Below are 19,491 nucleotides of genomic sequence, written 5' to 3'. Positions count from 1 at the left end.
TGGAAAACTAACCTTTTGCACTATCCAGGTAATCTACAAATTTTGTGATAGCTTTCTTCTCTCCTGCTACTGTAGAATGGCTATAAGTATCCAGGGTCATCTGACTACTTGCATGCCCTAACCTTTTGGCCGCATTGACAGGGTCAACCCCTACTTCAATCATCAAGGTAGCATGAGTATGTCTGAAACCATGAGGAGTTATCTTCTTCAAGCCATGTTTCCTGATAATGCGCTTCAGTACACTATTGATATAATCCTGATATAAAGGTTCTATCTTTCCGTCTCGGCCAACAAACGTAAACATGTAATCACTATCAATCAATGGGGTAACTGACAGTTGCCCCTTTTCTCTTCTGCTCTTTTGTTTCCACTCTTTCAAAATCGAGACTGTCTCAGTATCTAAAGGGATTTGCCGTATGGAAAACCTGTTTTTAGTGCTTTTCTCAATTGCTTTCCCTTTGATTCTACCAAGATTTTTGCTGATAGAAAGTAATTGATTGTCAAAATCGATGTCAGACCACCTCAAAGAATACAGCTCCCCTTTCCTTAAGCCACTATAGGCTAACAAACGAAATAAGGCATAGTTTTTATAAGGCTCTTCTGCCTTAATAATGGCTAAAAACTCATGCAACTCCTCAACGCTAAAGAAGTTCTCTGACTTCTTCCGCTCTCTTTTGGGGAGTATCGTTTGCTTCATTGGGTTGTCTGTAATCCATTTCATTTTCAAAGCAAAATCAAACACTTGGCTAGTATAAGATTTTACCTGTTTGATATTTCTAAAAGTCTGACCTTTTTCGGTAATAAAGTTCTGGCATTGCCAAGGAGTAATTTGGGAAATTTTCATCTTTCCAAGAACTGGCAAGATATGGATTCTAAACAAATCATCTGTACGGACGCTTGTCGTCCTCTCTACTGTGTTTTGATAAGTTTTGAACCATTTCCTCAAAAACTTCATCAAAACGTCTCTCAGAGGCTCTCAGAAGCCCTGAGAGGTCGCCTAACGCTTTTTTGTGGTAAATCATAGCTTCATACTGTCTAGCCTCTCTAAGGCTCTTAAAACCGCCTTTAAAGAAGTCTTTACGTTTGCCATCAATCACCCTGTAGATTCTGACCTTATAAAGATACCCTGATTTAGACTTTTTAGCCTTATATTTAATAATAGACATTCTAATTTCTCCTTTATTTTTTAAGGTTTCGGGGCTTATAAAATAAAGAAATCATGATTGTCAGTTATTTCTTACTCTTTTTCTCTTCTTGCCGTCTCTTGTATTCAGGACTCTCTACCCATGCCTCCCAGACATAATGATAAGGGGAGTCTTCTGCTCCTGATTTGTTAATCAGGAAAGGGATAAGGCCTTGTTTCTCATCAGCTATAAATTCCTTAATAGCTTTAACCAAAACAGGTTTGAAGCCTTTTTTACTTGCTAGAAAATCAATGTAATCAGACAAGGCCTCTGACTGATTGAGTTCTTTAAGTATAATTGCAAGTTCATCACCAAATGGAGTCCATTGAGTGATTTTATTTTCAATCGTACTTTTTCCCTGAAGCACTTTGGCGAAGCCTTTAAAAATTTCTTTGGCTGATCCTGGATTGACTAATACAGGGTTATCATCAATCCCCAGCAAGTAAGGGATAGACACGCCAAAGTATTCTGATAAAATTTGCGCATTTTTAGCATTTGGACTTCTACTCCCTTGATTGTAATTTCCGAGAGTAGAGTAGCCTATACCTGTAGCCTCACTTATTTCTTTAAGAGATAATTTACTGTTTTTAACAAGTGTTTGAAAGTTTGTCAAATAATAATCCTCCTTTTTGACATATTATAACACAAATTACACAAAAGAGAAAAAACTCTTGACACAAAACATAAAAGAGATTATAATTTAATTCAAGATACACATTTGTGTATTTGATTCGGAGCTTATAAAATTAAGAAAGGGGTCAGAATATGACAGAAAACTTTACCATCCACCTCCCAAAAGCAACCGAAAAGAAGTTGCTTGCCCGTTACGATACCATGCTTCAGAAAGCCATCGAAAAAGCTTTTGAGGACCAGGAGCTCTATAAACCCATGCTACGTATGGCAGGCTTGTGCCGTTGGCTTGATGTATCCACTACTACCGTTGTCAAATGGCAACGCGAAGGCATGCCCCACATGGTCATTGACGGAGTGACCCTGTACGATAAACACAAGGTAGCACAATGGCTACAACAATATGAAAGGTGAGAAATATGGATTACTGTGATGATTATTACTTAATACCTAAAGTATTATTTCAAGACGATTTCTATAAGGATTTGATACCCCTTGATGTTATTGTCTATTCTGTGCTAAGAAACAAACAAGAAGAGGCAATAGAGAAAGGTTGGGTAGATGATGAAGGAAATATTTACCTAGCATATAGAATTGAAGATCTAACCAAAAAATTTTCTTGCGCTAGAACGACTATGGTAGCCGTTTTACAACGCTTGGAATCTGTCAACTTAATTGAACGTGAACGGCAATGGAATACAAGCTATTATAACCATAACTTACCATACATGACTTATATTAACGAGGTGTAAATATGATAAAGATTTACTTTGGAAAAGATACAGCACTTAATCAAGCTATCCAGTCACGATTGGATAGCTATCAGCTTGAATATCAAGTATTCTCAAGTAAAGATATAGATACTAAAACGCTGATGGAATGGCTTTTTAGGTCAACTGATATATTTGAACTGTTAAGTACTAAGATGTTGAAGTATAAATTAAATACACAAATTACACTTAGTCAATTTGTTAGAAAGATTTTGAAAGACGTTGATAGTTCCTTAAAACTCCCTATTGTTGTAACAAAAGAAGCCATTTATTCGAACATGACTCCAGAATATGTTGGGACACTCTTGCCAAAAGAGTACCGTAAAGCAGAACGAGAGAATTTATTTAGGAAATTTGAAAAGCTAGATGAAGGCAGACGTTTTTGGAGAAATTTTGAGATTGTCCGTAAACAATCTGAATTGCCTTGGTTTGAATTGCATAAGTTGCTATTTGCTGATGTGTCTGATGATTTAGGAGAAATGAAAAAAGCTAAAGACCGATTCTTTAAATACAAGAAAAACAAGCAGATTCCCCCTGAAGATATCATCGAAAAAATCCTAGAAATATTTTTGATTGAAAGAGTTGACCTTTTTCAAAAATCTGTTTCAGATTTACAAAATTTTTAGTCCTAAAGCAGCTATGAAAACAACTATGAAAATATTTTGAAAATGGTATTTTGAGACTAAATTTTTGAGCTTTCTCAAAATTTATAACGCGGGCCCCTCTAACAGCCCGCTAACAGCCCGCTATGTTCCCATTTCGTGGGATTTTACTGCACCCATTTTTTTGGCAAGTTTGACCGTAGCAAAATGAAAATGGTCCGACGAAGTCGGCTTGGGGTTGCTCCCCCAAGAATGTCATTTTACGGAGGTTTTTGCGCAGACAAAAAAGAGGCGCCGATAGGCGACCTCTACAAGAAAGGAGGTTGATTTGGAATTAAAAGTTAGCTTGGACAACATCACTATTACAGCTTATATCAAACCTATCAAACTCCTTGATCTCAAAAGTTTGATAGAAAATCATACAGCCATTATCGTCCAGACTGCAATGACTGATATGTTTAGAGCAATCACTCGGGACGGAAGTCACGTTAGACTCCTCCTAGACTACGACAAATTAAAAGGACAAGCCTTTAATGCTCGCCCTTTCAGGATAGAGTTTAACCCCAATAAACTCCGACAGATTGATATTAATATCTTAGATACAATTATACCATATCTTGAAGATATTGCAATCTCTCGAGTCGATTTAGCTTTTGATATATTTGAAGTTGATTGTAGTGAGTTTATTCTTGAAAAGAAAGGCCGCCCTACTGCTACCAAAGAATGGAGAGACCAGAATGGAAAACTAGAAACTAAATATCTAGGCGCCTCCAGGTCAGAAAAGCAAATCAGACTCTATAACAAAAAAGTTGAACAATTAGAAAATGGCTCTGATGAAGACAAGAAATTTGCCCAGCAGTTCCAGCATTGGTGGCGCTTAGAATTTCAGCTCCGCAGTCGCTCGGTTGAAGAAATATTTGAAGTCGTTGACTCTGTTATCTTTAAACCGTTTAACTTTGAAGGTTTAGGCATAGAGGCTCAACTTTACTTACTTGCCCTTACTCGTGATAAAGGAATCTGGAACAAAGTCAGTAAAAACACACGTACAAAATACAAGAAACTTTTACAGACCTATAAAACATCTGATATTGACTATCTGAAATTGATGAAAGATTTATTAAAACATGAACGACCAATATTAGAAAAACAGCTTGCTTATTATGGGGGAAGAGAAACAAAAAATAGCTTTCAACCATTTGGTTGAAAATCCAGTATTAACAAGGAGTTACGAGGCCTAAAATGAGAATAAAAGACTACGCTGATAGCCTGGGAGTTAGTAGTCAATCCATCTATAAACGGATACGATCTCCAAAATATAAAGAGAGGTTGAAAGGTCATTTATACCTAGACAATCAAAAGGTTGAAAACCTTGATTTAATAGGCATTAGAATACTTGAAGATTATCATTTTGAAAATGATGTGATTAAACTTGAGAAAGAATTAGAGGAGGCTAAAGAACAAGGCAAACAACTAGAACAAGATTTGCAACTATTGAAAGGCTATAGGAAGAGTGAGCAACAAAATTTAAAAGCTTGGGCAGATTATGCTGAACGATTGGAACAACATCGATTTTACTTAATGATTGCACTGACTACTGTATCTATAGCTTTCCTTGTAGCTTTAGCCTTTGCCGTCTTCTGATGGCATTTGTCGGACAATGCGAAGCGTCCGACCCTGGGGCACTGATAGAGTGCCCTACTCGCTTCGGCGAGTATAGTCGAAACTCCTCTTGTGGCTCGAGAGGTGATTCGATGTCGCTCCTGTATTCGGAGCGATGTGCCGTCTGCAAGACCCTTCGGAGAACGCACATTTACGGAGTAAAGTGTAGTGCGTTTACACTTTACATGGAAGTCGTGCCGATCCTTCAGGAAAAAATCTACCCTATGGGTTACTTAGTCCTGGTGGCAATCTTTCGCCACCAGCTCGGCGACCCTTTGAGCCGAGAAAGGAGAACAAACTATGAGTTATGCAGTAGCTAGGATGCAAAAAATGAAATCTGGAAATCTTGGTGGTGCCTATCGTCACAATGAACGAATTTTTGAAAATCACTCGAACAAAGATATTGACCCAGAAAAGACTCACCTAAATTATGAATTAACCGACCGTGACCGCTCTATCCCATACGATAGGCAGATTAAACAATACATCAACGATAATAAAATTTCCAAACGTGCTCTACGTAAAGATGCCGTTTTGTGTAATGAATGGATTATTACATCAGACAAGGCATTTTTTGAAAATATGAGTCCAGATCAGATTAAGAATTTTTTTGAAACAGCAAAAAATTTCTTTGCTGAAAGATACGGTAATAGTAATATCGCTTATGCTATGGTACATCTTGACGAGAGTACGCCACATATGCACTTAGGACTTGTACCTATGCAAAATGGCAAGTTAAGCTCTAAGTCATTATTTGGCAGTCGTGACCAACTGAAAGAGATCCAGGAAGCATTTCCTAGATACCTGAACAAACACGGATATAATTTGCAACGTGGGGAGTCTGATAGCAAGAAGAAACACCTCGAAACAGCAGAATTTAAAGAAAAGCAACGCTTACTAGATGATACTGATAAAAAGATAGTTGATAAAACCGAAAAACTAAAGCAACTAGAAAAACAGGAAAAGCAAGCTACTGAAAAAATCAAGCAACACGAAAAAGAGAAAGATGCTTTACTAGATGATATAGCTGTTTTGGAGTCTATTCAACCTCTACAGATTGAAGAAATGAAAAAAGACAAATTAGTCAGACGTACATTTGACGGAAAACTAAAAATGGATAAAACAACCTATGACAGACTCTTTCATACAGTCTCCCAACATGCCCTGGATAATAATAGGCTAAGGCATGAAAACAGCAACCTTGAACAGCAATTACAGCAATCACTTTCTAAACAGAATAACTTAGCTAAAAAACTGATGAAGAGTGATCACATATTATCTGAAAATCGTACACTAAAATCAGAAGTCGATAACCTAAAACACGCAAATAGAAAACTCAATGAAAGTGTAAAACGATTGGGTGAACAATTAAATTCTGTAAATAAAAAACTTGCGTTTTGGCGCAAAACAGCAAGAAATTACATGCATCCTAAAGAATTCAGCAGAATGTTACATGTCATAAATCAAATACGTCCACCAAGAATAACCATTATGTCAATCGCTCGGAGCTTTAAAAACATGATTGAAAAAAATATATTTTAAGCACTTTATGCCGTGAAAGTCTCTTGATAACAAGCTAGTCGACTTTAGACTAAAGACAGTCGAGTCGTCAGGCTGAAAAGCTGACGACCGATTGCCAAAGTCTAAAAAAGACTAGGTTACTTGTTGTCAAGAGAACCATGGAATAAATGAACAAGGAGAAAAAGATGAACAATATTAACAAACCTTTAGTACACAAAATTAAACAACCCGCTACATTTTCTGGAAAAATATTACTGGGTTTCCTACAGTCAGTTTTTAAAGAAATCACTGGAAACTATATACCATCAGCCTATCCACTTAGCATTATTGAGCCTTATTTTACCTCAGATAAACAGGGAGAATCGTTTTGGTCAAATGCCCTGGCTATCAATGTTTTAGAAATTCGTCTCAAGGATAACTATAACATCCATCTAATACAAAAATCACCTTATATTCTTCTTGTTATTGAGGATATTGATATCTTCAAAACTGGAGTTATTAACCTCTTTAATGACTTACTTGATCCTGATAAAAAGTATCTGATTTATCGTGATTTTATCAAAACATACCGCAATATAACTCCGATTGAAAAAATCGATTTTTTCAAAAAGAAGACCATCGAGGGAATCGCAGTTAAAAAATAAGCTGTGGTATACTATTTAGTGAGGAGGTAACGCTATGAGAAAAACACTATTTGGTTGGATGCTTGCATTTTCTGCATTACGCTTTCTTGATCGCTCTGTACGACAGTCAACTAAAGCGCTACGACGTCTATTGAAATAACTTAGTTCTGTTATCAAACAGAACTTTTTTTCTTGATTAAAATCTATATCTAGTATATAATCAATCTATAACGTATAGATTGGAGATATATAATGGCTATAACTTTATCGAAACAATACAATTTTAAACTGAATGAAGCCACTATGGAACAAGCTCGAAATATTATCAAGGAAAAGGGGATGACAATGACAGATGCTATTTCTTTATTTGTGGAGCAAATAGTCCTGGAGCAAGATTTGCCTATTAAGACGGCCGAAGATCTACATAGAGAACAGTTGATTGAGGAATTACAAGCCCAATCTGAACGTGCCTTGAGAGAATACGAGTCAGGAGAAGGCACTTCCCTAGACAATATGAGGGCACGCTATGGCTTATAAAGTGATTGCTTCAAAAGAGGTCGAGGAAGCTATCGACAATATACACGACTATATAGCTACGGTACTTCTATCCCCTCAATCTGCCAAAAATACTGTGACTAAAATTTTAGACAGCTTAAAAAGTTTAGAAATCTTTCCTGAAGCAGGTTTTGATGCTGATGAGAAAATCGGAGTAAAGATTAACAGCAAGTATCCCACACGAGGAAAAATTATTGACCAATATGTTTTGCTTTACTTCATCGACCAAAACCGAAACACTGTTTTTTTATCTCACCTATTCCACACAAAGAGCGACTATGTCACTTTGCTACAAAAAGGCAATAAAAAAAGCTCAACTGATTGAGACATCTTTCTTTATTTTATAAGCTCCGAAACCTTAATTTTTGGTACCTTTTTGGTACCGTCTTGGTTTAACAATACGCTATATATATAATATTTTACAGCTATTTTCCCTTTAGAAACGTTGATTTAATAAGGATTTAAACATTACAGAGTATACCTTTGTAAATACGGTCTCAAATAACAAGAAAAAGAACAGTTTCAACTGTTCTTTTTTTGCACTTATTTTTATGAACCAACCACTACTACTTTCTCTTTATTAAACTTCACGCCGCTTCCGATACTTGACTTCAAAACCGCTCTTAAAAAATATCGAAAAGAAGCTTGATATTGAGAATGGTCAAGATGATTGAAACTGCGTAACCTAGGATTGTGTTCCACTTAGCATTAGTGAATTCTCCCATCAGTGACTTCTTAGATGTCAGATAAATTAAGGGGAAAATTGAAAACGGAAGAGCGATTGACAGAAAGACCTGTGAATAGACCAATAACTGATCCAAGGTTTTTTCTTGATGTCCAAACAAAACGGCGACTATAATCACAGGGAGCAAGGCAAAAATACGTGTACCGATACGGATAATCCATTGAGGCAATCTTAGATGTAAGAAACCTTCCATGACAATCTGTCCTGTCAAGGTACCTGTAATGGTCGAATTTTGACCACTTGCTAGGAGGGCCAGAGCAAATAAAGTTGACAGAGTTGAACTGGCTATCGCTCCTGCTATCGTCGAATCCTGTAAAGCATTGTACATTTGGGAGAAAGCTGAAATTTCAGATGCATGACCAAAAAAGAGAGATGCCCCTAAAATAAGAAGCAAGGAATTGACGATAAAGGCTAGGGACAACTGAAGATTTGAATCCCATGTCATAAAACGCACGGCTTTTCGAACATCCTTCTTATCTTTGTGATTGATTTTCCTTGTTTGGGAAAGAGAGGAATGAAGATAGAGATTATGGGGCATGACTGTCGCTCCTACAATTCCTAGAGCCAAGGTCAATTGGCTTTCATGACCTGGCAATGGTGTTTCGAATAATGTTGGAGTCGGTAAATAACCACCAAAGATACCCTGAATACTTGGATTGGATAAGGCCACCAGATAGGTAAAGATGGCTAATATGGTTAAAATAAGGGTCGTCACAATGGCTTCAATTTTTTTGAAGCCAAATTTCATCAACAACAACAAAAGAAATACATCTAAAACGGTTAAGAGGATAGCGACCATAATCGGTATTTTAAATAAAAGATTTAAGGCAATCGCTGAGCCTAAAACCTCGGCTAAGTCTGTCGCCATTAAAGCTAATTCTAAAATCACCCAAAGACTATAGCGAAGCCATTTGGGAGCATGATGTGCAGTTGCCTGTGCTAGGTCCATCTTAGTTACGATACCGAGCTTTCCAGCCATCTGTTGTAGCTGCATAGCGATGATGGATGAAATTAAAATAACAAATAAAAGGCTGTACTTGTAGGAGGCACCACCAACCACGCTGGTGATCCAGTTTCCTGGATCCATGTAGCCAACTGCCACAAGCGCACCAGGTCCTAAGAATGCTTTTAGATTTTGCCAAAAATGATTGTTATTTGGAGTCTCAATAGATTGATTGATCTCAGAAAGAGAGACTTTTTCATAAGAGGACATAGGGATTTCCCACTTTCTAATCTGTCTTTACATATTTCTTAATAGAATATTTTTTTGAAAGAATGATGAAAATAGTTTACCTATTTCCAATTCACCCTTATTATATCACATTTTGGAATGATTCCTAATAAAAGAAATGATAGTTGAAATAGGCAATATCAGTATTGTAAAAGCCAGCGTTTTTTGACGCTGGCTTTAAAACTGTGAAAAATATTTCTCAACTAGATCGCTTCTGTGACGAAACTACGGCTTTCTAGCACCTTGAGCATGGCATTAGCTGTATCTAGGGCTGTAAAGAGTGGCACTCCGTGTTCAATGGCTGAACGACGGATTTGCTCCCCATCTTCGTCAGCAGTTCGTTTGGTTCCGACAGTATTGATGATCGCTTGGATTTTCCCTTTGCGGACAAAGCTTGGGATATCCTGTTCATCGTCACCAATCTTACCAACAGGTTGAGCTTCGAGTCCATGACTGGCAAAGAAGGTTGCTGTCCCTTCTGTTGCGAGGATACCATAACCGATATTTTGGAAACGACGAGCCAAGTCCAAGGCCTCTTCTTTGGCATCATCAGCGATGGTAAAGACCACATTTCCAAAGGTTGGCAAGTGAAGATAAGAAGCTTCAAAAGCCTTGTACAAAGCTTTTTCAAGAGTTGTATCAGAACCCATGACTTCCCCTGTTGACTTCATTTCAGGCCCGAGCAAGCTATCTACCTTAGCTAGTTTCGTAAAGGAGAAGACAGGCGCCTTGATATGAACGCGAGTGCTTTCTGGATAAAGGCCATCTTGGTAGCCAAGTTCTTCAAGACTTTGACCAAGAATGAGCTTAGTCGCTACCTGAGCCATAGGAATATTAGTTACCTTAGAAAGGAATGGCACCGTACGGCTGGCACGTGGATTGACCTCAATAACATAGACTTTTTCATCCTTGATGACAAACTGGATGTTCATCATCCCAAGACAGTTAAGACCGATTGCTAGGCGTTTGGTATAGTCTGCGATGGTTTCCTGCACCTTTTGCGACAAGGTTTGTGGTGGGTAAACGGCCATTGAGTCACCTGAGTGGACACCGGCACGTTCGATATGTTCCATAATACCAGGGATAAGGACATTTTCTCCGTCTGAGATGGCATCAACTTCACATTCTTGCCCAACGATGTAAGAGTCAACAAGAACTGGGTGGTCTGGACTAGCCTTAACAGCAGTACGCATGTAAGAACGGAGGTCCTCTTCGTTTTCAACGATTTCCATGGCACGTCCACCCAAGACATAAGAAGGGCGAACGAGGACTGGGAAACCAATCTTACGAGCTGCAAGTACTGCTTCTTCTTCATTAGTCGCTGTTTGTCCTAGTGGCTGTGGAATATCCAAGTCTTTAAGAGCTTGTTCAAAGAGGTCACGGTCTTCGGCACGGTCTAAGTCAGCGACTTGCGTACCAAGGATGATCACACCTGCTTTTGCCAATGGCTCCGCAAGGTTGATAGCTGTTTGACCACCAAACTGAACGATAACGCCTTTTGGTTGCTCCAAGTCAATAACATTCATAACATCTTCAAAAGTTAATGGCTCAAAGTAGAGCTTATCAGATACCGAGAAGTCTGTAGAAACGGTCTCTGGGTTTGAGTTCATGATGATGGCTTCGTAACCAGCTGCTTGGATAGCCTTAACAGAGTGAACGGTTGCGTAGTCAAACTCAACCCCTTGACCGATACGGATTGGACCTGAACCTAGGACAAGAACGGATTCCTTTTCAGATTTGATAGACTCATTTTCCCAGCCATAGGTTGAATAGAAGTATGGTGTTTCAGAGTCGAACTCTGCCGCACAGGTATCGACCATCTTGTAAACTGGGATAATCTTTCCTTCCAAGCGAAGTTGGCGAACTTGGTCAGCTGTCGTTTTCCAGAGTTCAGCAATCTTACGGTCTGAGAAACCATTGAGTTTGGCTGTTTTCAAGACTTCTAAATCTTGTGGATGGGCACCCAATTCCTGCTCAATTTCAAAGATGTGCAAGAGTTTATCCAGATAGAAGATATCAATCTTAGTCAATTCAGCAATTTCTTCTGGAGTATAGCCACGGCGAATGGCTTCTGATACGTAGAAGAGACGGTCATCTTGGGCTTTAACAACTTTTTCAATCAAGGCATCATCAGAAACGGTTGCAAGTTCAGGCATTTCATTGTGGTGAACGCCAATTTCAAGTGAACGACATGCCTTGAGAAGTGACTCCTCGATGTTGCGACCGATCGCCATGACTTCTCCAGTGGCCTTCATCTGTGTCCCAAGACGGCGCTCACCTTTTTCAAACTTGTCAAATGGGAAACGTGGAATCTTGGCAACCACGTAGTCAAGGGCTGGCTCAAACATGGCATAGGTTGAACCCGTGACTGGGTTAATAACCTCATCCAAGGTCAAACCGACGGCAATCTTAGCAGCCAATTTGGCAATTGGGTAACCTGTCGCCTTAGAAGCAAGGGCTGACGAACGCGATACACGAGGGTTCACTTCGATGACATAGTACTTGAAGCTGTGGGGATCAAGGGCCAGCTGAACGTTACACCCACCTTCAATCTTGAGGGCGCGAATGATGCTCAAGCTCGCGTCACGTAGCATTTGGTTTTCATAGTCAGACATGGTTTGCGCAGGGGCGAATACGATGGAATCCCCTGTGTGAATCCCCACTGGGTCAAAGTTTTCCATGTTACAAACAACGAGGGCATTGTCAGCAGAATCGCGCATGACTTCGTACTCGATTTCCTTGAAACCTGCGATTGAACGTTCAATCAAACATTGGGTAACAGGTGACAATTTCAACCCATTTTCAGCGATTTCACGTAGTTCTTCCTCGTTGGCACACATACCACCACCAGTACCACCTAGGGTAAAGGCTGGACGAACGATGACTGGGTAACCAATTGTCGCTGCAAAGGCAACTGCTTCTTCCACTGTGTTGACAATTTCAGATTCTGGAATTGGTTGCTCAAGCTCTTCCATCAATTGTTTAAAGAGGTCACGGTCCTCTGCTTGGTCAATGGCAGACAATTTAGTACCTAGAAGTTCGATACCAAGCTCATCTAGAATGCCATTTTTAGACAATTCCATGGCCATATTGAGCCCTGTTTGACCCCCAAGAGTTGGAAGCAAGGCATCTGGACGTTCCTTACGGAGAATACGCGTCACAAACTCAAGCGTAATCGGTTCGATGTAGACCTTGTCTGCAATCTCCTTATCCGTCATGATAGTTGCAGGGTTTGAGTTCACCAAGACAACCTCATAACCTTCCTCTTTCAACGACAAGCAGGCCTGGGTCCCCGCGTAGTCAAACTCAGCAGCCTGACCAATAATAATCGGACCAGAACCAATCACCATAATTTTTTGAATATCAGTACGTTTAGGCATAGTTTATGATACAAAGCCCGTAAAGAACACAGTGAAAATAGGAAACTCGGTGCAGACGCCTTTAGCGTCAAGACGATGTTTATCTTTTTCACACAGTTCTTAGGGCGTGTTCACTTCCGCGAACAATGTATCTTCTCCTTTCTATTCGGCAACTCTCAGGTTGCCATTAAATAAATTCTCCGACGAGCTCTTTTACTCGTTCTTAGTTTGATTGTTTAAAAGCTTCCATCATTTCGATAAATTCATCAAAGAGGTAGCTAGCGTCGTGTGGACCAGGAGCTGCATCTGGGTGGAATTGTACAGAAAAACCTGGTTGGTATCTGTGACGTACACCTTCAACTGACTTATCATTGATTTCTTCGTGGGTGATAATCAAGTGCTCTGGCAAGTCCTCACGGCTAACTGCATAACCATGGTTTTGGCTGGTGAAGTCTATACGTCCTGTAGCAATCTCACGTACCGCGTGGTTAAATCCTCGGTGACCAAATTTCATCTTGTAGGTCTTAGCACCGTTTGCCATAGCAAAGAGTTGGTGTCCCATACAAATTCCGAAAATTGGAATTTTCCCTTGCACACCACGAATCATGTCCAGTGCTTGAGGAACATCTTCTGGGTTTCCTGGACCATTTGACAACATAACTCCGTCAGGATTGAGGTGGAGAATTTCTTCTGCTGTTGTTGAATACGGAACAACCGTCACGTTACAGTTACGCTTAGAAAGTTCACGTAGGATTGAGTGCTTGAGTCCAAAATCCACTAGCACCACGCTCAAACCAACTCCAGGAGCTGGATAGGAAGTTTTAGTAGAAACCTGTTTGATATTGTCTGTCGGCAGGACTGTTGCTTGCAGCTGGTCCGTCACATGGTCCATACTGTCCCCAACATGGGTCAAGGTTGCACGCATAGTACCATGCTTACGGATAATCTTGGTAAGTGCACGCGTATCAATTCCTGAAATCCCTGGAATTTTCTTGGCTTTCAAAAATTCATCCAACGTCATTTGGTTGCGCCAGTTGCTAGCTCGACGTGCTTCTTCAAAAACGACAACTCCCTTACAAGTCGGAATAATGGATTCGTAATCATCACGATTAATTCCATAATTTCCCACCAAAGGATAAGTAAAGGTCAAGATTTGTCCATTATAAGACTGGTCTGTAATGGACTCTTGGTAGCCGGTCATACCTGTGTTAAAGACGATTTCGCCTGTTACATCAATATCTGCTCCGAAGGCCTTGCCTTCAAAAACTGTGCCATCTTCTAATACTAGAAGTCTTTTTGTCATATTTTCACCTCTCGTGGACGCTCACTGGCGTCTTTTAACGTCTTGTGTTTTAATTGGCGTTTCTACTCGCCAATACGGATTCTAAGATTGCCATTCGAACAAAGACACCGTTGGTCATTTGTTGGACAATGCGTGATTTTGGCGCTTCAACCAAGTGGTCAGCAATTTCCACATCTCGATTAACTGGAGCTGGGTGCATGATTATTGCTGTTTCTTTTAAGCAATCATAACGTTCTTGAGTCAAACCATGTTGGGCATGGTAGTCTTCTTTTGAAAAAACGGCTCCACTTTCATGGCGTTCATGTTGAACTCGGAGTAACATCAAAACATCCACCTGATCAACAATCTCATCAATAGTTACAAACTGTCCATAGTCCGCAAACTCTTGACTTCTCCATTCCTCAGGTCCTGCAAAGAACAGTTCAGCACCCAAGCGTTTCAAAATCTGCATATTGGATTTGGCAACACGTGAGTGGTCCAAGTCACCTGCAATAGCAACCTTGAGACCCTCAAAGTGACCAAATTCCTCATAAATGGTCATCAAATCAAGCAGGCTCTGACTAGGGTGTTGTCCTGAGCCATCTCCACCATTGATAATGGAAGTCGTAATGGTTGGACTCGCAATCAGTTCTTTATAATAATCGACCTCTGGGTGACGAATCACACAGACATCTACACCAAGCGCAGACAAGGTTAAGATGGTATCATACAGTGTCTCACCCTTATTTACTGAGCTGGTCTTCACATCAAAGTCAAGTCGCTCCAGCCCTAACTTAATCTCTGCCACTTCAAAGGACTTATGCGTTCGTGTAGAATCCTCAAAGAAAAGATTGGAAACAATCGGATGGTCTTCATAAGGAAGCTGGGCTCCGTTTTTAAACTCGATCCCTCGTTTGATCAATTTCATCACTTGATCGACAGTGAGGTCTTCCATGGAAACCACATGGTTCAATGCTTGTTGATTTTCTGACATGGCTACTCCTTCAGCTTTCTAAGCTTCTTCAGTAATCAGAACTCTGTCTTGACCATCAAGTTCTGTCATCTCTACGATGATTTCTTCAGAACGACTGGTTGGGATATTTTTCCCAACGTAATCTGGACGGATTGGCAATTCTCTATGTCCACGATCTACTAGCACCGCAAGACTCACGCGCGCAGGACGACCATGACCAACAATATTATCGATAGCAGCACGGATGGTACGACCTGTATAGAGTACATCATCCACCAAGATAACTTCACGGTCTGTCACATCAACAGAAATCAAAGAAGTATCTTCTCCGCTTTTAACATCATCACGGAAAGGCTTGGTGTCCAATTCCACAACAGGAACAGTGATATTTTCCAACTGCTCCAAGCGTTCTTTGATACGATGAGCGATGAAAACACCACGCGTTTTTATCCCAGCTAGGATAATCTTATTCAAATCTTTATTGCGCTCAATAATCTCATAAGTAATTCGCGTAATCGCTCGTTTGACAGTCAATTCGTCTACAACTTCTTTTGTCTTCATGACAAACCTCCAAAAAGAAAAGTCTCCTTCTACAAGGAGACTTGAAATGTATAGCCAAGCGAGCCCTACTATAAATAGTATAGACTTCACCCTTCTACTTTATCGCGCTCCTTGCCTGCCTCACGGGACAGGTTTAAAGGACTATTTAGTTATCATTTAATATAGCACAAAGCACCCTTAAAATCAAGCAAAAACTTTTTCAGAGCCCCCTCAAACATTACTAAAATCATATAATTGGGGATAGTGGTCACATTCTGGATTTTTGGGATGGCAAATAGCTCGTCCAAAGTAAATCATGGCCTGGTGGGCTGCTAACCACTCTTCTGGTGGTAGAACGTCCATGACACGTTTTTCTACTTCAAGTGGCGTAGCTGATTTTTTAACGATATCGTGATGCTTACAGATACGCTCCACATGGGTGTCCACTGCAAAAGCAGGAATTCCAAACCCCACACTCAATACTACATTTGCTGTTTTACGACCAACACCAGCTAGACTTTCTAATTCCTCTCGAGTCTGAGGCACTTGACCATCAAAATCGTCTAGTAACTGTTGGGCACATTTTTTAAGGAATTTAGCCTTATTTCGATACAGTCCCAAGCGAGAAATGTGTGAAGCAATTTCACTCTCTGTCGCGACAGACATGGCTTGCGGCGTTGGAAAAGCAGCAAAGAGACCTGGCGTGGCCTTATTTACCGCTGCATCTGTCGTCTGAGCTGACAACATCACAGCAACCAAGAGTTCAAAATGATTGCGAAAATCTAGACTTGGTTTGGCATCTGGAAAGAGGGCAATAATTTCCTCAATGACATGACGGGCACGTTTCTTGGATAAAACCATCTACTCGTCTCCATTAAATAGTCCTTGTAAACCTGCAAATGGACTGTTTTCTTCTTTCTTGACTGCTTGTTGAGCTTGGTATTCTTCCTCTGTCATGATTTGCCAGTCATTCCCTGACACAAAACCTTGGCCCGCCTCTTCTTCTGCCGTCAAGACCTTGATAGGGATATTGAGCAGAATATTATCTGCTACGCTCTCAGCAAGGTCGATTTCCCCATTTTCGATAGGCAAAACTAAGTCATCATCTAGAACTTCCTGGTCCAGTTGGTTGGTCGCTCCTTCCATGAAAACTTCTGTGACTGGATAAGATTCATCTAACTCAACTGGCTCCATACTACGACTTGAAGCAAGAACAATGGTATATGACAACTGATAGTCTAAGAAATACAGACGGTCTTCGTACTGCACCTTCCCAACAGCAAGGATATCTTTGACATCTAAAATTTCTTGATTACGTGCACGCAGCTCTGCGGCAAGGTCTAAAGCTTGTTCAAAATGCAGGCCTTCAGGTTGCTTACGAATTTCTTGAATATTTAACTTCATATTTCCTCCATAAAGATGTACTCACTTGATTATACCATGAAAAGGCTATAAATCAGCTTTCCAAACTTTGATATTAAAACCTCATTTTTTAACATATTTACTATGACATATTTTCTATTTAGTGCTATACTATAGGCAAGAATACATCAGAGCAAGGAGGATGCTCACATGGAAGACAAAGCACTCATCACTGAAGCTTACCAACTCCTATCCGAGTTAAATAAAAGCTACCAAAGCTGCAAACAAGGAACAGCCGATGATTTTCGACTGCAAGAGCTGCTGAACACCACTCTTAAGGAACTAAAAAAAGCAGAAAAGCTGGACAACAGTATCTTAATCAACCTTGAGAAATTTTACCAACGTACCAGTCTTCTGATTGGACTAGGGAGCCTAAAACTAAATGATCAAGCTCATGCTGCTTGGCGCAACTATGACAAGTTCCACTATGAACATGTCAAACACGTATTGACTCTCTATGGACCTGTTTTCGGTTTTTAGAGCTTGAAATTACTTGTTTTCTATTGACAAAATTTCCTGAAAGGTATAGGATAGAGGTACTAATACTCGGAGGTAAGGGAGACATGAACAACTAAGTCTATCAAATAAAGAACCTTTATTTAGTAGATCTTGTTTTTGTCTCTTTTTGTGTGCTCTTTTTATACTAGATTTTCTAGTATCTTGTCCTCATTGAAAATCAAAAAACTAGAAAGCTATGCTCCTCTTAGGTTGGGGTAGGCAGCTCCAAGCTAGTTTGACGAGTTTTTCAACGAGGATAATAGAGTTTTTGACAGTGACTTTGGGCTCTACTAGGTAAAGTAGAGCTTTTTGTTATGCACTATCGACATTCTAGAAAGGGCAACAATATGATAAAAATCAATCATCTAACTATCACGCAAAACAAAGATCTACGAGATCTTGTATCTGACCTAACCATGACTATCCAAGACGGGGAAAAGGTTGCTATTATTGGTGAAGAAGGAAATGGTAAATCGACTTTACTACGAGCTTTAATGGGGGAAGCATTACCTGATTTTACTATCAAGGGCGACATCCAGTCTGATCTTCAATCACTGGCCTACATTCCTCAAAAACTCCCCGAGTTCCTGAAAAATAGGACTCTACACGACTACTTCTTTTTAGATTCTACTGAATTAGACTACAGCATTCTTTATCGTTTGGCGGAGGAGTTGCACTTTGATAGCGACCGTTTTGCTAGCGACCAAGAAATTGGCAGTCTCTCAGGGGGCGAATCTTTGAAAATTCAGCTCATCCACGAGTTAGCCAAACCCTTTGAGATTCTATTTTTGGATGAACCTTCAAATGACCTAGACCTTGAGACGGTTGATTGGCTAAAAGGTCAGATTCGAAAGATTAGGCAAACTGTTATTTTCATTTCCCATGATGAAGACTTTCTTTCTCAAACGGCTGATACTATTGTCCACTTGCGACTGGTCAAGCACTGCAAAGAAGCGGAAACGCTAGTCGAGCATTTAGACTATGATCGCTATAGTGAGCAGAGAAAGGCTAGTTTTGCAAGACAAAGTCAGCAAGCTGCTAACGACCAGAGAGCCTATGATAAAACCATGGAAAAACATCACCGAGTTAAGCAAAATGTAGAAACTGCACTTCGAGCTACCAAAGACAGTACTGCTGGTCGCCTATTGGCTAAAAAGATGAAAACTGTTCTCTCTCAAGAAAAACGCTTTGAAAAGGAAGCTCAGTCCATGACCCAAATGCCACTTGAAGAGGAACAAATCCAACTTTTCTTTTCAGACATCCAACCATTACCGGCTTCTAAAGTCTTAGTCCAACTGGAAAAGGAAAATTTGTCCATTGGCCAGCGCATTTTAGCTCAGGAGTTACAACTAACGGTCCGTGGCCAAGATAAAATAGGTATCATCGGGCCAAATGGTGTTGGGAAATCAACTCTGTTATGCAAGTTACAACAACTCCTAAGCAACAAAAGAGAAATATCTCTTGGTTTTATGCCACAAGATTACCATAAAAAACTGCAATTGGATTTATCTCCAGTAGCCTATCTCAGCAAAACTGGGGAAAAAGAGGAACTACAGAAAATCCAATCTCACCTAGCCAGTCTCAATTTCAGCTATCCAGAGATGCACCACCAAATTCGCTCCCTATCTGGCGGGCAACAAGGTAAACTCCTACTTTTGGATTTAGTGTTGCGCAAACCAAACTTTCTCCTTCTAGATGAGCCCACACGAAACTTTTCTCCCACTTCTCAACCCGAAATCAGAAAACTCTTTGCCTCTTATCCCGGCGGTCTGATCACTGTTTCGCATGACAGACGCTTCTTAAAAGAGGTCTGTACGAGTATCTATCGTTTGACAGAAAATGGTTTGGAAGTTGTTGATTTACAAGATTTATAAATGTTGAACATAGCAAAAATCCA

General features: G+C 40.0%; 19 protein-coding genes and 1 pseudogene. 11 read left to right on the top strand and 9 right to left on the bottom strand.

Annotated features, from left to right (window positions below):
• Window positions 1–7 precede the first annotated feature (7 nt).
• A pseudogene (locus MK396_RS04220) lies at window positions 8–1,166 on the bottom strand (tyrosine-type recombinase/integrase).
• A gap of 64 nt (window positions 1,167–1,230) precedes the next feature.
• Window positions 1,231–1,797 carry a helix-turn-helix domain-containing protein gene (locus tag MK396_RS04215; protein WP_268723761.1) on the bottom strand — a complete coding sequence of 189 codons (567 nt, stop codon included), beginning with the start codon at window positions 1,795–1,797 and terminating at the stop codon, window positions 1,231–1,233.
• A 152-nt stretch (window positions 1,798–1,949) separates the two neighbouring features.
• Between MK396_RS04215 and MK396_RS04210 the strand changes: the two genes are divergently transcribed.
• The 9 genes from MK396_RS04210 (at window position 1,950) to MK396_RS04170 (ending at window position 7,869) form a co-directional block, all read left to right on the top strand.
• Entirely contained in the window at window positions 1,950–2,228 is a 279-nt protein-coding gene (locus tag MK396_RS04210) for a hypothetical protein (RefSeq protein ID WP_000138228.1), read from the top strand.
• Window positions 2,229–2,233: 5 nt separating this feature from the next.
• Window positions 2,234–2,566, top strand: coding sequence for a replication initiator protein A (locus tag MK396_RS04205; protein WP_268723760.1), 333 nt, complete (start codon window positions 2,234–2,236; stop codon window positions 2,564–2,566).
• 2 nt (window positions 2,567–2,568) lie between these two features.
• Window positions 2,569–3,210, top strand: coding sequence for a hypothetical protein (locus MK396_RS04200; protein WP_268723759.1), 642 nt, complete (start codon window positions 2,569–2,571; stop codon window positions 3,208–3,210).
• 304 nt (window positions 3,211–3,514) lie between these two features.
• The gene (locus tag MK396_RS04195; RefSeq protein WP_268723758.1) at window positions 3,515–4,390 is read left to right on the top strand and encodes a replication initiation protein; all 876 of its coding nucleotides are present in this window, start codon (window positions 3,515–3,517) and stop codon (window positions 4,388–4,390) included.
• A 35-nt stretch (window positions 4,391–4,425) separates the two neighbouring features.
• Window positions 4,426–4,827: a hypothetical protein gene (locus tag MK396_RS04190; RefSeq protein WP_001220478.1), complete on the top strand. Its 402-nt coding sequence runs from the start codon at window positions 4,426–4,428 to the stop codon at window positions 4,825–4,827.
• Between the two features lie 318 nt (window positions 4,828–5,145).
• Window positions 5,146–6,387, top strand: a complete 1,242-nt coding sequence (gene mobV, locus MK396_RS04185) for a MobV family relaxase (RefSeq protein WP_268723757.1) — start codon at window positions 5,146–5,148, stop codon at window positions 6,385–6,387.
• Window positions 6,388–6,551: 164 nt separating this feature from the next.
• On the top strand, window positions 6,552–7,010 hold the full coding sequence (locus tag MK396_RS04180; RefSeq protein WP_268723756.1) for a hypothetical protein: 459 nt from the start codon (window positions 6,552–6,554) through the stop codon (window positions 7,008–7,010).
• A 231-nt stretch (window positions 7,011–7,241) separates the two neighbouring features.
• Window positions 7,242–7,526 (top strand): type II toxin-antitoxin system RelB/DinJ family antitoxin, encoded by a 285-nt coding sequence (locus tag MK396_RS04175; protein ID WP_268723755.1) that lies wholly within the window; start codon window positions 7,242–7,244, stop codon window positions 7,524–7,526.
• The gene (locus tag MK396_RS04170; protein WP_268723754.1) at window positions 7,516–7,869 is read left to right on the top strand and encodes a type II toxin-antitoxin system RelE/ParE family toxin; all 354 of its coding nucleotides are present in this window, start codon (window positions 7,516–7,518) and stop codon (window positions 7,867–7,869) included. Before MK396_RS04175 ends, MK396_RS04170 begins: the two co-directional genes overlap by 11 nt.
• Before the next feature lie 298 nt (window positions 7,870–8,167).
• On the opposite strand, the gene MK396_RS04165 is transcribed toward MK396_RS04170, so the two are convergent.
• The 7 genes from MK396_RS04165 to MK396_RS04135 all read right to left on the bottom strand — a co-directional run bounded on the left by MK396_RS04165 (window position 8,168) and on the right by MK396_RS04135 (window position 17,078).
• Window positions 8,168–9,502, bottom strand: coding sequence for an Nramp family divalent metal transporter (locus MK396_RS04165; protein WP_268723753.1), 1,335 nt, complete (start codon window positions 9,500–9,502; stop codon window positions 8,168–8,170).
• Window positions 9,503–9,723: 221 nt separating this feature from the next.
• On the bottom strand, window positions 9,724–12,900 hold the full coding sequence (carB, locus tag MK396_RS04160) for a carbamoyl-phosphate synthase large subunit (protein ID WP_268723752.1): 3,177 nt from the start codon (window positions 12,898–12,900) through the stop codon (window positions 9,724–9,726).
• Window positions 12,901–13,102: 202 nt separating this feature from the next.
• Window positions 13,103–14,182: a carbamoyl phosphate synthase small subunit gene (locus MK396_RS04155; protein ID WP_268723751.1), complete on the bottom strand. Its 1,080-nt coding sequence runs from the start codon at window positions 14,180–14,182 to the stop codon at window positions 13,103–13,105.
• Window positions 14,183–14,231: 49 nt separating this feature from the next.
• Window positions 14,232–15,155, bottom strand: a complete 924-nt coding sequence (locus tag MK396_RS04150; RefSeq protein WP_268723750.1) for an aspartate carbamoyltransferase catalytic subunit — start codon at window positions 15,153–15,155, stop codon at window positions 14,232–14,234.
• Between the two features lie 18 nt (window positions 15,156–15,173).
• A complete protein-coding gene (gene pyrR / locus MK396_RS04145) occupies window positions 15,174–15,695 on the bottom strand; it encodes a bifunctional pyr operon transcriptional regulator/uracil phosphoribosyltransferase PyrR (RefSeq protein ID WP_000850018.1) in 522 nt (173 codons plus the stop codon).
• Between the two features lie 210 nt (window positions 15,696–15,905).
• Entirely contained in the window at window positions 15,906–16,535 is a 630-nt protein-coding gene (nth, locus tag MK396_RS04140) for an endonuclease III (protein ID WP_000244429.1), read from the bottom strand.
• Window positions 16,536–17,078: a YceD family protein gene (locus MK396_RS04135; RefSeq protein ID WP_268723749.1), complete on the bottom strand. Its 543-nt coding sequence runs from the start codon at window positions 17,076–17,078 to the stop codon at window positions 16,536–16,538. It lies immediately after the preceding gene.
• Between the two features lie 168 nt (window positions 17,079–17,246).
• Between MK396_RS04135 and MK396_RS04130 the strand changes: the two genes are divergently transcribed.
• Together MK396_RS04130 and MK396_RS04125 are read left to right on the top strand one after the other, a co-directional pair.
• Entirely contained in the window at window positions 17,247–17,576 is a 330-nt protein-coding gene (locus MK396_RS04130; protein WP_268723748.1) for a helicase BlpT, read from the top strand.
• A gap of 332 nt (window positions 17,577–17,908) precedes the next feature.
• Complete coding sequence (locus MK396_RS04125) at window positions 17,909–19,468, top strand: ATP-binding cassette domain-containing protein (protein ID WP_268723747.1); 1,560 nt, start codon at window positions 17,909–17,911, stop codon at window positions 19,466–19,468.
• Window positions 19,469–19,491: the final 23 nt, after the last annotated feature.

Source organism: Streptococcus oralis, from assembly GCF_026782235.1.
Classification (GTDB): Bacteria; Bacillota; Bacilli; order Lactobacillales; family Streptococcaceae; genus Streptococcus; species Streptococcus oralis_CC.
Note: the sequence above shows the minus strand (reverse complement) of the source record. Positions and strands in the feature narration are given on the sequence as shown.

Coding starts and splice junctions, on each gene's coding strand:
- MK396_RS04210 (WP_000138228.1), top strand. CDS start 1,950: ATGACAGAAAACTTTACCATCCACCTCCCAAAAGCAACCGAAAAGAAG.
- MK396_RS04205 (WP_268723760.1), top strand. CDS start 2,234: ATGGATTACTGTGATGATTATTACTTAATACCTAAAGTATTATTTCAA.
- MK396_RS04200 (WP_268723759.1), top strand. CDS start 2,569: ATGATAAAGATTTACTTTGGAAAAGATACAGCACTTAATCAAGCTATC.
- MK396_RS04190 (WP_001220478.1), top strand. CDS start 4,426: ATGAGAATAAAAGACTACGCTGATAGCCTGGGAGTTAGTAGTCAATCC.
- mobV (WP_268723757.1), top strand. CDS start 5,146: ATGAGTTATGCAGTAGCTAGGATGCAAAAAATGAAATCTGGAAATCTT.
- MK396_RS04180 (WP_268723756.1), top strand. CDS start 6,552: ATGAACAATATTAACAAACCTTTAGTACACAAAATTAAACAACCCGCT.
- MK396_RS04175 (WP_268723755.1), top strand. CDS start 7,242: ATGGCTATAACTTTATCGAAACAATACAATTTTAAACTGAATGAAGCC.
- MK396_RS04170 (WP_268723754.1), top strand. CDS start 7,516: ATGGCTTATAAAGTGATTGCTTCAAAAGAGGTCGAGGAAGCTATCGAC.
- MK396_RS04165 (WP_268723753.1), bottom strand. CDS start 9,502: ATGTCCTCTTATGAAAAAGTCTCTCTTTCTGAGATCAATCAATCTATT.
- carB (WP_268723752.1), bottom strand. CDS start 12,900: ATGCCTAAACGTACTGATATTCAAAAAATTATGGTGATTGGTTCTGGT.
- MK396_RS04155 (WP_268723751.1), bottom strand. CDS start 14,182: ATGACAAAAAGACTTCTAGTATTAGAAGATGGCACAGTTTTTGAAGGC.
- MK396_RS04150 (WP_268723750.1), bottom strand. CDS start 15,155: ATGTCAGAAAATCAACAAGCATTGAACCATGTGGTTTCCATGGAAGAC.
- pyrR (WP_000850018.1), bottom strand. CDS start 15,695: ATGAAGACAAAAGAAGTTGTAGACGAATTGACTGTCAAACGAGCGATT.
- nth (WP_000244429.1), bottom strand. CDS start 16,535: ATGGTTTTATCCAAGAAACGTGCCCGTCATGTCATTGAGGAAATTATT.
- MK396_RS04135 (WP_268723749.1), bottom strand. CDS start 17,078: ATGAAGTTAAATATTCAAGAAATTCGTAAGCAACCTGAAGGCCTGCAT.
- MK396_RS04130 (WP_268723748.1), top strand. CDS start 17,247: ATGGAAGACAAAGCACTCATCACTGAAGCTTACCAACTCCTATCCGAG.
- MK396_RS04125 (WP_268723747.1), top strand. CDS start 17,909: ATGCACTATCGACATTCTAGAAAGGGCAACAATATGATAAAAATCAAT.